Below are 15057 nucleotides of genomic sequence, written 5' to 3'. Positions count from 1 at the left end.
GTCTTGGGCAGGAATTCGTGCAACGGCGGGTCCAGCAGGCGGATCGTCACCGGCAAGCCCGCCATGATCTCGAACAGCTCGAGGAAATCCGAACGCTGCATCGGCAGAAGCTTGTCGAGCGCCGAGCGCCTGTCCTTCTCGGTGTCGGCCAGGATCATCTCGCGCATGGCGATAATGCGGTCACCTTCGAAGAACATGTGCTCGGTGCGGCAAAGGCCAATGCCTTCGGCGCCGAAGGAGCGCGCCATGCGCGCGTCGAGCGGCGTCTCGGCATTGGTGCGCACCTTCATGCGGCGCGCGGCATCGGCCCATTCCATGATGGCGGCGAAGTCACCGGACAGCTCCGGCTGCAGCATGGCGACGGCGCCCTTCAGCACCTGGCCGTTGCCGCCGTCGATGGTGATGATGTCACCCTTGCGGAAGGTCTGGCCCATCGAGATCAGCGTGCCGGCCTTGTAGTCGACTCGCAGCGAGCCGGCGCCCGAGACGCAGGGCTTGCCCATGCCGCGCGCCACCACGGCGGCATGACTGGTCATGCCGCCGCGCGTGGTGAGGATGCCTTCGGCGGCATGCATGCCGTGGATGTCCTCCGGGCTGGTCTCGACGCGCACGAGAATGACCTTGCGGCCTTGCGCCTTGGCATCCTCGGCCTCACCGGAGGAGAAGACGATCTCGCCGGTGGCCGCACCCGGCGAGGCCGGCAGGCCGACGCCGATGACGTCGCGCGCCGCCTTGGGATCGATGGTCGGATGCAGGAGCTGGTCGAGCGAGGCCGGATCGATGCGGGCAACCGCCTCCTCTTTCGTGATCAGCCCGTCTTTCGCCATCTCGACGGCAATCCTGAGCGCCGCCTTGGCGGTACGCTTGCCGGAGCGGGTCTGCAGCATCCACAATTTGCCGCGCTCGATGGTGAATTCGAGGTCCTGCATGTCGCGGTAATGCTTCTCCAGCCGGTCGGAAATATCGACGAAGGACTGGAAAGCTTCCGGCATCAGTTTCTGCAGCGAGGGCTTGTCAGAGCCCGCAGCGATGCGCGCGGCCTCGGTTATGTTCTGCGGCGTGCGGATGCCGGCCACCACGTCCTCGCCCTGCGCATTGACCAGGAATTCGCCATAGAGCTGCTTTTCGCCGGTCGAGGGATTGCGGGTGAAGGCAACGCCGGTGGCGGAGGTGTCGCCCATATTGCCGAACACCATGGCCTGGACGTTGACCGCCGTGCCCCAGCTTTCCGGGATGTCGTGCAGGCGACGGTAGGTGATGGCGCGGTTGTTCATCCAGCTCGAAAACACGGCGCCGATGGCGCCCCAGAGCTGCTCGCGCGGGTCCTGCGGGAACGGCTTGCCGAGCTCCTCCTCGACCTTGGCCTTGTAGAGCGCGATCACACCCTGCCATTCGATGGCCGTCAGCTCGGTGTCGAGCTCATGGCCGAGGCTCGCCTTCTGGTCCTCGAGAATTTCCTCGAAAACCTCGTGATCGAGGCCCATGACGACGTCGGAATACATCTGGATGAAGCGGCGGTAACTGTCATAGGCAAAGCGGGCATCGCCGGAATCGGCGGCAAGCGCCTCGACCGTCTCGTCGTTGAGGCCGAGATTGAGCACGGTATCCATCATGCCTGGCATCGAAGCGCGGGCGCCGGAGCGCACCGAGACCAGAAGCAGCTTCGACGGATCGCCGAAATTGCGGCCGGTGAGCCTGCCGATATGGTCGAGCGCCGCAAGGACATCCGCTTCAAGCGATGTCGGATAGGTGCGGCCGTTGGCGTAATAGGCATTGCAGACTTCAGTGGTCATGGTGAAGCCCGGCGGCACCGGCAGGCCGAGGCTGCACATCTCGGCAAGGTTGGCGCCCTTGCCACCGAGCAGGTTGCGATCACCGGCTCGGCCTTCAGCGGCACCGTCGCCGAAGGTGTAAACCCACTTGGTCATGAATGCCCTCCAGGTCCCTTGGAAGATAAACAACACCCGGGCCAAGGCCCCGGTCCCCGCCCTTCCGATCCGAGCGATAAGATGCTGCATTGCGAAAGGCAAGCGCCGGCAAAGCAAGCGCCGCGACTACAATCGATTAAGCAAAAGCTGCGTCAAAAAGACTTGCCGATGTGAGTTGCGCGAGATAGAACACAACAAGAACAAAGTGGAGTAGCGCGATGAAACTCGAGGGAAAACTCGACTATCTGGAACTTCCGGCCACCGGCGGCACGCTGGACAGCGTCAAATCCTTCTACAGCGCGGCGTTTTCCTGGTCTTTCACCGATTACGGGCCAACTTACTCCGCTTTTGCCGAGGGGCTCGACGGCGGCTTCCAGGCCGATGCGGGCGAAGCGCCCGCCAGACCGCTGCCCGTGCTCTATTCCGAAAACCTGGAGGAGACGCTGGAGGCCGTTGAGAATGCCGGAGGCAGCATCATCAGGCCGATCTTTTCCTTCCCAGGCGGCAGGCGGTTCCACTTCACCGACCCGGCCGGCAACGAGTTGGCCGTGTGGGGCGAATAGCCGGCAATTCCGGTCGCCGGATCGATCTCCCCTCCAGATTACGCCCGAACGCGGCGGCAATCCGCCGGCGCAGACATGCGGCAAGATTACTTTGGATGTCAGCGGTCCAAGCATTGAGCTTTCGACCGGCTCGTCCTATAAGGCCGCGCGCAGCGGGCACCGCCCGGCTGCTGGGGCGTCGCCAAGTGGTAAGGCATCGGTTTTTGGTACCGACATTCCCAGGTTCGAATCCTGGCGCCCCAGCCAACCATTTTTATCTTTTATTCAATGATTTAGCTCAATCGATCAGGTCTTCGTCTAGGGCACTCGGCTAGGGCCTTGGATGCGTGGACCGGCAGCAAGAATCTGGCGTCCGGAACTGGACTTAAGAGAAGCGGCGCCGTTTAGGACCGCTTCGAATTCACGATAGCATGTGCGGTATGGTGCCAAGGGCCGTAGCCCCTGTTGGCCGCTTTTCGCGATCGAGAGCACGCGGAGCAATTGTTCACGGTAGCTCAGTCAGCCGGGCTGCGAGGAAAAAAGCGTGGCCGATTGACATACCGATTGGAATTCCAATACCTATAGTATTTAAACGCCCAGTGCTGAATACGGCGGGAGGAGCCAATGGCCGAAAACACGACAGCTGATCCTTCCACGCCTGCCCAGCTTCGCCTCGCGGGCGGAGCGCAGGGGTTCAATTGGCTTCCGGTCTTCCTTGCAGACGAGTTGGGATTATTCGGCAAGCACGGCATTGCCATCGAATACAAGCGCTTCGGCAGCGTCGACAAGGCAACGGGAGCTGTCCTTGAGAGTGAGGCCGACCTTGCGATTACGCCGCCAGAAGGAGCAGTCGCGGACTTCGTGAACGGTGGAGAACTGCGCATTGTTGCGGCCAATGCAGTGCGGCTGCCGATGTCTGTCGTGGCGCGGCCAGAAATCGCCACCCTGGCGGACCTTCGAGGAAAGAGGATCGGCACGTCCTCGCTCACCGAGGGTACTGCGATTTACACGCAGATTGTGCTGGCTTCCCAAGGACTGCACTACCCCGCCGACTACGAATTCGTGCTTGCGGGTATTCATACTAAACGGTGGGAGGCGCTGCAGGCCGGGCAAGCCGACTGTGCTCCCCAGCCCGCGCCGTGGAACTTCCTGGCCGAGGACCAAGGCTACAAGCTGATCGGCGAGGTCAATGAGTTCATACCCGAGATCCTCTTCACCGCGGTCATCGGCCGATCATCGTGGCTGCAAGCCAATCGAGATGTGGTCATACGCTTCATCAACGCCCTGATTGAGGCCCATGCGATCACCAATGAACCGGCGCGGCAGGACGTAACATTGCCGATCTTCCAACGCATCACCACGCCGGAAAGCTCCACCCTGGCCAATCGTGCTCTAGGATACATGCGTGACATGGGCATGTGGCCGGACAAGCTGGCCGTGCCGGCAAACGCGTTGCGCACGACGATCGACCTGATGATCCGCGCGCATTTGCTCGATGAGGCCCTTCGGAGCCAAGCGCTGCACGCCTTCGATGCTTCTTACCTCGACGCCGCTTGCACCACTGTCGGCTGAACCCATCCTGCCGTGCACCAAAGCAATCCCGCAACTGACCCCTCACCTTCGCTTGCCCTTGGAGGTCGACGACCCTAAGTTGCTTGCTCAGATACGCTAGGTATCCCGATACGTTCATTGGATGATCAAAGATGGCGCGACTGACCCGTGAACAAAGCCAAGCCTTGACGCGCGAAAAGCTTTTGGCTTCGGCCAGCGAGATGGTGGCCCGAGACGGCTATTCCGGCGCATCGATCGAGCGGATCGCAGAGGAGGCCGGCTTCTCGAAGGGGGCCTTCTACTCCAATTTCACGAACAAGGAAGACATCTTCCTGCAACTGCTGGAGCGCAACGCCGGCGGAGATGTGGTCGAACTGACCGAAAGGCTTCGCAGCGTTGACGAGCCGAAGGATGTCATCGAATCCATTTGCGAATGGGCCAACCAACGCGCCAAGGACAAGCGCTGGGGAACGCTGGCCATCGACCTGCTGCGCATCGCGCGCCGCGACAACACGCTGGAGGATCGGCACCTGCGCCTGTTCAGGGACCAGTGGGAAGGGCTGGGCAGGCTGTTGTCGGAGAAGCTGTTTCCGTATGGGGATGCGGAACCCCGGCCACTCTATGTCGGCGGTATCGTCCTCGAACTCGTCTATGGCGGCATGTCGAGTTTTATGGACGACAGGGCGCCCGGCGAAATGGTGCGGGTCGCGCTGACGTCGATGCACGAGGCTCATCTTTTTAGGCATAAGAACGGAAAGGCCGTGCGCAAGCGGACTGCAGCGTCCTGACGCGAACTATGCCACGCCACGTTGGAAGGCCGACCGATTCTCCTTCGTGGACGTCGGGTGCCTATTCGTAGACAAGTCCCTTCAAGCGCAGCCGTTCGCGCATTGAGTTGACGTCTAGGCTGAGCTTGCCTGCAGCGTAGAGGCGACGTTTGTCTTCCTCGGCCGCCTCCCGCTCTCGTGCCGTTCTCGCAACCAACTCGGCATTGGCACGGGGCACCACGCAGACGCCATCATCATCGGCGACGATCACGTCGCCAGGGCAGATGCGGGCACCGGCGCAGATGATCGGAACCTGGCAATCGCACGGCGTCTCCTTTACCGTTCCCTGAGCGAAGATCGCCTTCGACCAGACCGGGAACTTCATCGCTCGCAAAGCAGCCACATCGCGCACGCCGGCATCGATCACGAGGCCTCGGATGCCGAGCGCCATCGCCGATTCAGCCAGAAGGTCGCCGAAAAATCCGTCTTCGCATGGAGAGATCGGAGTCACGACGAGCACATCGCCCGGCCGCGCCTGCTCCAATGCAACATGAATGGTCCAGTTGTCGCCCGGCGCCACCTCGCAGGTAAGCGCATTGCCGCCGATCCTGGCGCCGTCATAGATGGGACGCAGCCGCGAGGCCAGCAGCCCCTTGCGTCCCTGGGCCTCGTGAACGGTTGCCACCCCCAGCGCGCCCAGTGCGTCGCACACTTCGATCGGCGTACGTTCGGTGTTTGTCACGACTTTTGCCATTGATATCTCCAGAGATTCGTGCCGGCCGGACCTCGCTAGCGACCCTGTCGCTTGAGCCTCTCGTCCAGCCGCGGGTAGACTTTGCGCGCATTGCCCTCGAACACCGCCGCGCGGTCGGCTTCGTCGAGGCCCAAAGCATCGATGTAACGGCGCGTGTCGTCGAAGTTGAAGCCGGTCAGCGGGTCAACCGCCTTGACCGCGCCCAGCAGTTCCGAGCCGAAGAGGATGTGGTCCGGACCGATCACGCGAAACAGCGTGTCGATCCCCGCCTGGTGGTAGACGCAGGTGTCGAAATAGACGTTGCGCATCAGGTGCGTGGCGAGATCCGGCTTTTCCATCATGATTGCCAGCCCGCGATAGCGGCCCCAGTGATAGGGAACCGCGCCGCCGCCGTGGGGAATGATTAGCTTGAGGTCTGGGAAAGCGCGAAACAGGTCGCCCTGGATCAGCTGCATGAACACCGTGGTGTCGGCATTGATGTAGTGCGCACCGGTGGTGTGCAGGCAGTCCGAGCACGCGCCCGAGACATGGATCATGGCCGGCACCTGGAGCTCGACCATCCTCTCGAAGAGCGGATACCAGTAGCGGTCATAGATTGGCGGCGCGGACCAGAAGCCGCCGGACGGATCGGGGTTGAGATTGCAGCCGACGAAGCCGAGCTCGTCCACACAGCGCTCGAGTTCAGCCAGCACAGGAGCGAGGTCACCGCTCATCGACTGCGGCAGCTGGCAGACACCGGCAAAGTTCAGCGGGAACAGGTCCACGATGCGCGCAATGAGATCATTGGAGACACGGGACCATTCGGCATTCAGCGCAGCGCTGCCGACATGATGACCCATGCCCGAGGCCCGGGGCGACAAAATTGTCACGTCCGAGCCGCGCTCCTGCTGAAGACGAAGCTGGTTTTCTTCGACGGTCGCGCGAAGCGTCTCGTCGCTTATGGCGGGATAGACCGGACCTGCGTCGCGCTGGCCCTCGGCAAACGCCACCTGGGCCTTGCGATAGGCATGATGCGCCGGGGGCTCGGTGGTGTAGTGACCGTGGCAGTCGATTATCATGGCATTCTCCAACCGCAGCTCAGGGCTCCAGCACATAGTTGGTGAAGCCACCGTCGCCCGAGGCTACGCCGTTGATCGCCTCATTGATCTGGTCCAGCGGATAGGTGCGGGCTTCCAGCACGGACAGGTCGACCGCGCCAGACCGGACCAGCTCCGCTATCTCGATGCCCTCCGCGGTGCTGAGCCAGGCCGAACCGGTGAGCACCATCGAATTGTCCATCCACCATTTGGTGTTGAACAGCATGTCGGCGCCCGTACCGCCGATGTTGACGATGGTGCCGCCGCGTTTGACGCCCATCATCGCGTCCCTCATGGCGTTGACGTCGGCCACCGCGCCAAGGCTGTCGAGCATGAGATCCGCGCCGGAGTGGTGCTTGGAGCGCACCCAGTCCGCGACCTTGCCGTCCAGGCTGGAAAAAATCTCGATCCGGTTCGGCGCGAGGCGCTTCAGCTTTTCCAGCAATGGCTTGCCGCGCGCGACCGCGTAGATGGTGGATATCCCCATGGCGAGCGCGAACATGGTGGCGCCGACACCCAGCGTCCCGGTCGCGCCGTTGATGATCAGCGACTTGCCCGCAAGGTTGCCCAGCTTCTTGAGCGCCGAATAGGACGTGCCGAGATAGCCCATGCGGGCAGCCTGCGGAAACGTCATATTGTCGGGTATCTTGACGATGGCGCTCTGGGGCGCGCGCATGAATTGAGCGAAGCCGCCGCCGGGATAGCGCTTGTAGATTTCCAGGCTGTTGCGATTGAACCCGAAATATCCGGCGAAGGTGAAGTAGTCGCACTTCATCTGGTTGCCGCTGGCGCAGGCGTGGCAGGCACCGCACGAACGCAACGGATTGACGTAGACACGGTCTCCGGGCTTCAAGGCAACGACCTGCTCGCCCACTTCGTGCACGATGCCGGCGGGGTCAAGGCCAAACGTCGCGGGCTTGGGAGGCAGCGGCTGGTGAGGATACCAGTTCTCCCAGTTGTTCAGCACGTTGGCGAGGTTCGGGACCATACCGCAGGCTTTGACCTCGACCACGACATCTGTTCCGCACGCTCGAGGCTTGGCGATCTCCTCGATCCGCATTGGTTCGTTTACCGCATGCAACCGTGCGGCGCGCATCATCACTGTCACGATGTTCCTCCTCAAATACCGCCAACCGGATCGAGTTGACATTCCGATTGGACTGTGGATACCGTACAGTATCTGGATTGGGAGACGCAAGACCCGATTTGCGGTGCCGGTACCAACCATCGCTGCTGCCCTCGGGCCTACGCTCGATTTCGCAGGGTGGCTGGCGGCCAAAACCGGGCCCGCTCACAACGACTGCAGCCGTCACGCTGCTGGGGAGGAGACGTACAATGCCGTTCGAGTTGCAGCCTCAGGACTGCCTGAGGATCCTATGTGGAGTCTGGTTCCTGCCGCATCTGATCGGGAAGGTCAGGAACTTCGATAAGGCGCCGGTCACATTTGAGAAGGCCGGTCTGAAGCCCGGCAAGGCATTCCTTGTCCTGACAATCGTCCTCGAGGTGCTTGCCGCGCTCGGCATGATTTTCAACGTCTATTCGAAAGCAGCAACCGGTTGCGCGATCGTCGTGCTGCTCGGAGCAGCCTACGCAGTGGTGAAGATCAACGGCGCCAAATGGCGCTGGCAGCAGATGGGACCGGAATTCCCGCTTTTTTGGGCGCTCGCTTGCCTCATCTCGGCACTGTGACTTTGAACATCTACCTGGGAGGTTTGATATGCAGGTTCGACGCATCGTCACTGGCAGGGACAACGCCGGTAAGTCAGTGGTCGTCAGTGACGGTCCCTCCCCTGGGGAAATGGTCCTGCGCCACACGCCAGGTTTCGTATCGTCGCCACAGTGGAAAATCGAGGAGGCGCCAGAGCTGCGGAGCATCGACAACAAGGACCCCATGGAGACAACCGGCACCATGGTCATGCCGGCAGGCGGATCATCGTTCTGGATCATTACTTTCCCTCCGGACAGCGTCTACATGTCATCGGAATGGAACCCCGCGGTGGCCGGTCCCGAACTCATCGAGGCATCACCTGGAATTGCCGAGCGGATGGAGCCGGACAGCCCTGGCATGCACCAGACCCCGACCGTCGACTACGTGACGGTGGTCAAGGGCAGACTGATCCTGGAACTCGATGACGGCAGGACTGTCGAGCTAAATGCCGGTGACACCGTGGTCCAGCAGGGCACTCGTCACGCATGGCGCAATCCAGGCGACCAGCCGGCGACGATCTCCGTGATCATGCTCGGCGCCACTGTCTGACGCGGCGGTTACCATCCCAGAGAGACCACACCAGCCTCGGCTGGGCTTCGGACCGCTCAGATCGTTGCCGCCACGTCGGCGAGGATCTGGCGCGTCCACGCATGCAGGCCCGAATAGTGAGAACGCTCGGTCCAATACATGTCGATCTGGATCAGCACCTCGAGAGGGAAAGGTTTTAACGTCAACTTGTCCGAAAGCCGGCGGGCCAGGCGATAGGGAATGGTCGCGACCAGCTCCGTGCCCCGGATCAATGCTTCAAGATTGTCGTGGCTCGGCACGATCACGCTCGGCGTAATCCTGACGTCGATTGCCCGAAGCGCCGCGAAGTACAACGCCTCCCACTGGCCATTGTGGGTCACGGCGATATGCCGCGTCTGCCGGTAGCGATCCATCGTCAGTTCGCCGGCCGCAAGCGGATGGCTGGAATCCATGATGCAAGCGTAGCGGTCGGTGAAGAGTTTGCGCCGGTAGTAGATATCGCCGAAAATCGCCACCGGGCCAAGCACGATATCGCAGATGTTTTCCTTGAGCTGCTGCCTGCCGTGCACCGCGGATTCAAAAATGTTGACTGCGATCTGGGGCGCCTGCTGCTGGACCTGGCGCACGAAGGCCGGCATCAGGAACATACGCTCGTGATGGTTACAGGAGATCGTCACGCTGCCCGTGGACGTAGCGGGATCAAAACCTTGCAGAGAGGACAACGCCTGCATGCGCTCGAGGACATCGCGCGCTTCCTGGGCGAGCTGACGGCATTTGTCGGTCGACAGGATCGAGTTGCCCTGGCGAACGAACATCGGGTCGTTGAAGGCCTTTCGAAGCCGCTTGATCGAATAGCTGATCGTCGACTGATTGACGCCGAGGCGCTCCGACGCCTCTGAAAAGGACCGGCAGTCGCTGACCACGACCAATGCCTGCAAAGCATTCAGGTCGATCTGGGCAAGTTCCTCCGACAGCATGGCGCCTACTCTCTATGCAAAATTTCGATCACCTGTATCGAACCTATTGGGTTGTTAGATGTCCTGCAAGGGCTTAGCCGGAAAGGAGCTGCACAGGAGGATTGAAAATGGCTGCTAATCTCGAACAGAAGATCGCTGACGCTGGAAGCGCCCAAACCATGCTCTGGGAATCGCAGAGCCCGCCGATCGTCAGCACGCCGGTGACGCCGGAATTCACCAACTGGCGCGACGAACAGCTCGCTTGGCGCAGCAACGCCGTGCTCTATGACCAGTCGCACCATCTCGCCGACCTGAACATCCGCGGCAAGGATGCGCTGAAGCTCATCCGCGACACGGCGATCAACAGCGTTGAATACTTTCCCGTCAACGCCGCGAAGCAGTATGTAGCGGTCAACGACGAGGGCCAGCTCATCGGCGACAACATCCTGTTCCGCTATGAGGAAGACGAATTCCAGGCGGTGGGCATTCCGCCGACGATCAACTGGCTTCAGTATCATGCCGAGACCGGCGGTTACGACGTCGAGCTTGTGCGGGACAATCCGTCCTATGCCCGCAAGGGAAATCCGCTGTGCTACCGCTACGAGATCCAGGGACCTGGCGCGTTCAACGTGATCCGGGAACTCATCGGCGGCGAGCCGCCGGATGTGAAGTTCTTCCACGGCACCCGCTTCACGATCGCCGGCAAGATGGTCCGCGCGCTTCGCCACGGCATGGCGGGCGAACCAGGCTTCGAGTTCGTCGGGCCCTGGGCCGATCATGAGGTCGTTCGGGCCGCTCTGCTCGAGGCGGGCAAAAAGCACAACATGATTCAGGTCGGCGGCCGGGCGTACCTGACCAACTCGCTCGAGTCCGGATGGCTTCCGCGCCCGTTGCCGGCGTTCTACTCGGGCAAGAGCACGGCGGGCTTCCGCAAGTGGCTTGCCGCGGACGAGATCGATGCCAATGTGTCTCTAGGCGGAAGCTTCTTTTCCGAAAACATCGAGGACTATTATTTCTCGCCCTACGACGTGGGCTACGGAAAGATCGTCAAATTCGACCGCGACTTCATCGGCCGCAAGGCCCTCGAGGCCCAGGTCGCCGACGGCCAGACCACGGCCAACCGCAAGGTGACGCTGCAGTGGAACGGCGACGACGTCGCCAAGACGTGGGCCTCGATGTACCAGCCAGGTGTCGGAGCGAAGTTCATCAACCTTCCGATCGCCCACTACGCGACCTATCACTACGACCGGGTCGAGGCGCCAAACGGAAGCTTGGCCGGGCGTTCGCTTCATACCGGATACTCGGCCAACTACCGTTCGATGATGTCGATCGCGGTCGTGGATGCGGCAGTGGCAGAGCCTGGCACCGAACTGGTGGTGGTCTGGGGCGAGCCCAAGCCATCCTCCAAGGTGCAGGTTGAAGACCACGTGCAGTTCAAGATCCGCGCCACCGTCCACCCGGCGCCGATCGACGCGCACGCACGCACCAGCTATCGCAAGAACGCCTAAGCCGCACGCCTGAACCGAGGGCGGCATCACGGCCGCCCTCCCCTCACAGCAACCGCACCCGACGACAACAGACTGGCGGGACCTCCTGCCGGTGTCGCTTTGCGACGCGAGAAACCGCCTTGCCCTTCAGCTCGGCCGTCAACCCGGAGACCGGGTATGGAAAAGTCCTATCTGCTTACGCTCCAATGCAAGAACCGGCCGGGCATCGTCGCCGGCGTGGCGAGCCGTTTGGCAGCACATGGCGCCAACATCACCGCGGCCCAGCAATTCGACGACCCCGAGACGGATCGGTTCTTCATGAGGGTAGCGTTCGATTTGCCTTCGCCCCTCGATGATCTCGCCGGGCGTTTTTCCGAGGAGGTCAACCGCTTCGGCCTGCAATGGACATTGCGGCCCCAGAACCTGCCCCGCAAGATTCTGCTGCTTGTCTCGAAATTCGACCACTGCCTGGTAGACCTGCTTTACCGCCAACGACTGGGCGAGTTGCCCATGCAGGTTGTCGCCATCGTCTCCAACCATCCGCGAGAAGGTCTCAACCTCGCCTCCGACGACGCCATTCCCTTCCACCACTTCCCGATCAGCCATGAGACCAAGGCCACCCAGGAGGCGAAGATCAAGCGCGTGATCGAAGATAGCGGCGCCGAGCTTATCGTGCTGGCCCGCTATATGCAGATCCTATCCGACGACTTCTCAGCTTATCTCTCCGGCCGCTGCATCAACATCCACCATTCTTTCCTGCCGGGTTTCAAGGGCGCCAAGCCCTATCACCAGGCGCATGAGCGCGGCGTGAAGATGATCGGAGCAACGGCGCACTACGTCACCGAAGACTTGGACGAGGGTCCGATCATCGCCCAGGACGTCGAACATGTGACCCATGCCGACACGCCCGAGGACCTCGTTCGCAAGGGTCGGGACATCGAACGCCGCGTGCTGGCCCGCGCGGTCGCCTTCCACCTTCAGGATCGGGTCTTGCTCAATGGACGCAAGACCGTCGTCTTCGCCTAACAACGGAGCCACGCGCATGGAAAAAGCTGCTATCCGCCCCTCCTCTATCGACGCCTCGATCGAGATGGCGCCAAGCCAGGTGATCGACTCCCCTGACCTGCCGGGCCTTTTCCCGTCGGGGGTCCGGGTCTACATCACCGATATCGGCCTGGCGGACACGCCGACCCTGGTCAAGGCAGCGCGTCGCGTCGCGGACCTTGGCTACACCGCGGTTCCCCATATGGCCGCTCGCCGACTGACCACGCGCCAAGCGCTGGAAACGCGGGTGAAGGCTTTGGCTGAGGAAGCGGGTGTCCGCGACTTGCTCATCATCGGCGGCGACGTGGCTACCCCAGCCGGTTCATTTTCCTCCTCTTTCGAGGTGCTCGAGACTGGTTTCGTTGACAAGTACGGCATCACCGAGGTCGGTGTAGCCGGCCATCCGGAAGGCAGTCGCGACTTTGGCGACGAGGCGGCGATTGCAGCGCTCCGGATGAAGAGCGCCTGGGCCGAGCGGACCGGGGCAAAGATGCGTGTCGTCACCCAATTTGGCTTCGACGCGGACAAGTTCATCGCCTGGGCGGACGGCCTGGCGGTTTCCGGGGTGGACCTGCCGATCCATCTTGGCGTGGCCGGTCCCGCCAAGATCACGACCTTGCTAAAATACGCCGCCTTGTGCGGCGTCGGCAATTCGCTGAATTTCTTGAAAAAGCGCAGCGCCTCGCTTGCCGCCCTTGCCACCAGTCACTCGCCGGAGAGCTTCGTCGGCCCGATCGAGCACCATCTGCGGGCAAAACCGGAGTCGGCAATCGCGCAGCTGCACGTCTTTCCGTTTGGCGGCATCAAGAATACGGCCAAGTGGCTCTACGAGCGTGGCTCGTGGCAATGCCTCGAAGCCGACGATCGCTCGTCGATCGCTTAAGCGCGTAGTTGCCTCCCGAGAGCCGAGCCAGACGATGGCGCGCCGATCGTCGGCGCGCCATCGTCTCTCGTTGCCGCGACATGGGCGAATGTTGCGGCACGATTGCTACGCGCAGCCTAGCAGTCAGCACCGCCGGACATCCGCGAGGACGTCCGGCGCGCTCAGGACAACGCGAAGCCGCCGTCAGCTGCGGCCGCGCCCCTCCGTTTCAATGCGCAGCGTGACCTCGTCCCCGATCAGGGGAAGATTGGCCGTCATGCCGAAGTCGCTGCGCTTCAACTTGGCAGTCGCGCTGAAGCCGGCCTCAAGACTGCCATCCCACGGGTTCTTGCCCTGGCCGTTGAAGGTCACGTCGAGCGTCACCGGCTTGGTCACACCGGCGATGGTGAGATCGCCCGTGATGGTGCCCTGCTTGTCGCTGGACTTGGTGAATTTGGTGCCGACGAAGGTGATCTCCGGAAACTCGGTGGCATTGAACCAGTCGGCGCCCTGGATGTCGCTGTCGCGCTGGGCATTGTTGGTGGAGATGCTGGACACCTTGACCTTGGCCTGCAGCTTGCTGGCCTCAGGCGCGTCCTTGTCGAAGGTGAATTCCCCGGAGAACTCTTTTGCGACGCCGATGACGTTGGAGAAGCCGAGATGATTGATGAAGAACACGATGCCGGAATGAACCGGATCGATGTCGAACGTGATCGGCTGTGCGGTTGCCGGCCCGATTGGCGCCGTTGCGAGTGCAGCTAGCAAAGCTAGTTTCAGTCTGTAGTTCATTCCATCCTCCTTTGTTGATGCACGAAAAGCGAATTCACAGCGGAAGGCTGAACCCCTTCCGTGCCAGCATCACTGCGACTGCCGCGACGGCCGGCACCAGGCAAAACCCTGCGAAGACGAACGTGGCGAGTGCATGGGTTTTCTGATCGAGACGATCGAGGATCACGCGGCAGGCCGAAGAGACCAGGAAAAGCAGCAGGAGCACCGCAAGGGCGAGAAGGTCGATCTTGCGGGTGATCAGCGCGACGGTCTGCGCCACAGCCATCATGCCCGCCGCTCCGCCGAGCAAGGATGCCCATCCGAAGCGGTAATTGGGCCGGGACAGGTGCCCAACCACGATGCCGGCGATGCCAAAGGCGACGCCAAGAGACAGTTGCAGGCTGGATGATGAAGCCCCCATGAAGGCAATGGGAGCAAAGCCTGCGCTGGCAACCGCGAGCATGATCGCAGGGCGCAGGCCTGATCCCTCATCGGGATAGTCAGCTTCCCGATGAAGCGCATATAGCGCTGCCGCTCCGACCAGAGCGGCGACAACAAGATCGAGAGGCTGCGCCAGGGCAATCGTATCGCCGATGTAAGCTGCTGAGGCGACCGGCATTGCCGCCAACAGCAACTGTCCGAGCCTGTAGCTGCCTGTCCATTCCGTCGCCACGCCCAGGATCGATCCAACCGCCGCCAGGTAGAACACCTTGTTGACGGCGCCGACCGGAGGGAAGGAGGGAAGGCGATTGTAGGTCAACCAGTAGGACAGGAAGAAGCCGAGCGGGATCAAGAGATCGTACCAACGGCGATCGACGCGCCCCCATCGCATCAGGCCGCTCAAGGCGAACGACAAAAGGCCGCAAATGGCGACCGCCAGCATAACGGCCTCCTGCGGCGATCGGGCAACGCCAATCACGTCGCATTACTGTTGTTGGCTACAGGATAGCGGGCACACGCTCGCGGCACCTTGCGGCAGGATGAAGTCACACCGTCCTCCCCGGTCTGAGTTCTCCATGACCGGCCCCTTCCGGATACCGGTCAGATTTCAAATACCAAAGCGTATCTCACTAACCTTGTCAATCC

Annotated in this window: 15 protein-coding genes and 1 tRNA gene; 9 read left to right on the top strand and 7 right to left on the bottom strand. The window is 61.8% G+C overall.

The window, feature by feature from the left end:
* A partial coding sequence (gene ppdK / locus EOA75_RS02885; RefSeq protein ID WP_127323583.1) for a pyruvate, phosphate dikinase occupies positions 1-1928 on the bottom strand: 1928 nt, incomplete at its 3' end.
* Positions 1929-2146: 218 nt separating this feature from the next.
* Here ppdK and EOA75_RS02880 point away from each other — a divergent pair.
* From EOA75_RS02880 to EOA75_RS02865, 4 genes are all read left to right on the top strand, one after another.
* A complete protein-coding gene (locus EOA75_RS02880) occupies positions 2147-2491 on the top strand; it encodes a VOC family protein (protein ID WP_127216923.1) in 345 nt (114 codons plus the stop codon).
* A gap of 171 nt (positions 2492-2662) precedes the next feature.
* Positions 2663-2737 (top strand) — tRNA-Gln (locus tag EOA75_RS02875).
* Between the two features lie 357 nt (positions 2738-3094).
* On the top strand, positions 3095-4042 hold the full coding sequence (locus EOA75_RS02870) for an ABC transporter substrate-binding protein (RefSeq protein WP_127323582.1): 948 nt from the start codon (positions 3095-3097) through the stop codon (positions 4040-4042).
* 131 nt (positions 4043-4173) lie between these two features.
* Positions 4174-4809 (top strand): TetR/AcrR family transcriptional regulator, encoded by a 636-nt coding sequence (locus EOA75_RS02865; RefSeq protein WP_066997878.1) that lies wholly within the window; start codon positions 4174-4176, stop codon positions 4807-4809.
* A 61-nt stretch (positions 4810-4870) separates the two neighbouring features.
* Here the strand turns inward: EOA75_RS02865 and EOA75_RS02860 are convergent, their stop codons facing one another.
* Genes EOA75_RS02860 through EOA75_RS02850 form a run of 3 tightly spaced genes read right to left on the bottom strand, consistent with a single transcriptional unit; the run spans position 4871 to position 7717 of the window.
* Entirely contained in the window at positions 4871-5542 is a 672-nt protein-coding gene (locus EOA75_RS02860) for a 4-carboxy-4-hydroxy-2-oxoadipate aldolase/oxaloacetate decarboxylase (RefSeq protein ID WP_067327894.1), read from the bottom strand.
* Between the two features lie 35 nt (positions 5543-5577).
* Positions 5578-6600 carry an amidohydrolase family protein gene (locus EOA75_RS02855; protein ID WP_067327893.1) on the bottom strand — a complete coding sequence of 341 codons (1023 nt, stop codon included), beginning with the start codon at positions 6598-6600 and terminating at the stop codon, positions 5578-5580.
* 19 nt (positions 6601-6619) lie between these two features.
* On the bottom strand, positions 6620-7717 hold the full coding sequence (locus EOA75_RS02850; RefSeq protein ID WP_164746630.1) for an alcohol dehydrogenase catalytic domain-containing protein: 1098 nt from the start codon (positions 7715-7717) through the stop codon (positions 6620-6622).
* Between the two features lie 236 nt (positions 7718-7953).
* Here EOA75_RS02850 and EOA75_RS02845 point away from each other — a divergent pair, with 236 nt between their 5' ends.
* Both EOA75_RS02845 and EOA75_RS02840 read left to right on the top strand, forming a co-directional pair.
* Complete coding sequence (locus EOA75_RS02845) at positions 7954-8307, top strand: DoxX family membrane protein (protein WP_066997887.1); 354 nt, start codon at positions 7954-7956, stop codon at positions 8305-8307.
* A 28-nt stretch (positions 8308-8335) separates the two neighbouring features.
* Positions 8336-8875, top strand: coding sequence for a cupin domain-containing protein (locus EOA75_RS02840; RefSeq protein WP_067327891.1), 540 nt, complete (start codon positions 8336-8338; stop codon positions 8873-8875).
* Positions 8876-8931: 56 nt separating this feature from the next.
* On the opposite strand, the gene EOA75_RS02835 is transcribed toward EOA75_RS02840, so the two are convergent.
* Positions 8932-9831 carry a LysR family transcriptional regulator gene (locus EOA75_RS02835; protein WP_127323581.1) on the bottom strand — a complete coding sequence of 300 codons (900 nt, stop codon included), beginning with the start codon at positions 9829-9831 and terminating at the stop codon, positions 8932-8934.
* Between the two features lie 107 nt (positions 9832-9938).
* Between EOA75_RS02835 and EOA75_RS02830 the strand changes: the two genes are divergently transcribed.
* From EOA75_RS02830 to EOA75_RS02820, 3 genes are all read left to right on the top strand, one after another.
* The gene (locus EOA75_RS02830) at positions 9939-11318 is read left to right on the top strand and encodes an aminomethyltransferase family protein (RefSeq protein WP_127323580.1); all 1380 of its coding nucleotides are present in this window, start codon (positions 9939-9941) and stop codon (positions 11316-11318) included.
* A 156-nt stretch (positions 11319-11474) separates the two neighbouring features.
* The gene (gene purU, locus EOA75_RS02825) at positions 11475-12323 is read left to right on the top strand and encodes a formyltetrahydrofolate deformylase (protein WP_127323579.1); all 849 of its coding nucleotides are present in this window, start codon (positions 11475-11477) and stop codon (positions 12321-12323) included.
* A 16-nt stretch (positions 12324-12339) separates the two neighbouring features.
* Entirely contained in the window at positions 12340-13224 is an 885-nt protein-coding gene (locus tag EOA75_RS02820; RefSeq protein WP_127323578.1) for a methylenetetrahydrofolate reductase, read from the top strand.
* Between the two features lie 183 nt (positions 13225-13407).
* Here EOA75_RS02820 and EOA75_RS02815 read toward each other — a convergent pair whose 3' ends face one another.
* Positions 13408-13992 (bottom strand): YceI family protein, encoded by a 585-nt coding sequence (locus tag EOA75_RS02815; protein ID WP_066997911.1) that lies wholly within the window; start codon positions 13990-13992, stop codon positions 13408-13410.
* A 34-nt stretch (positions 13993-14026) separates the two neighbouring features.
* Positions 14027-14854: a hypothetical protein gene (locus tag EOA75_RS02810; RefSeq protein WP_127323577.1), complete on the bottom strand. Its 828-nt coding sequence runs from the start codon at positions 14852-14854 to the stop codon at positions 14027-14029.
* Between the last annotated feature and the right edge of the window lie 203 nt (positions 14855-15057).

The organism is Mesorhizobium sp. M1A.F.Ca.IN.022.07.1.1 (assembly GCF_003997575.1).
Classification (GTDB): domain Bacteria; phylum Pseudomonadota; class Alphaproteobacteria; order Rhizobiales; family Rhizobiaceae; genus Mesorhizobium.
Note: the sequence above shows the minus strand (reverse complement) of the source record. Positions and strands in the feature narration are given on the sequence as shown.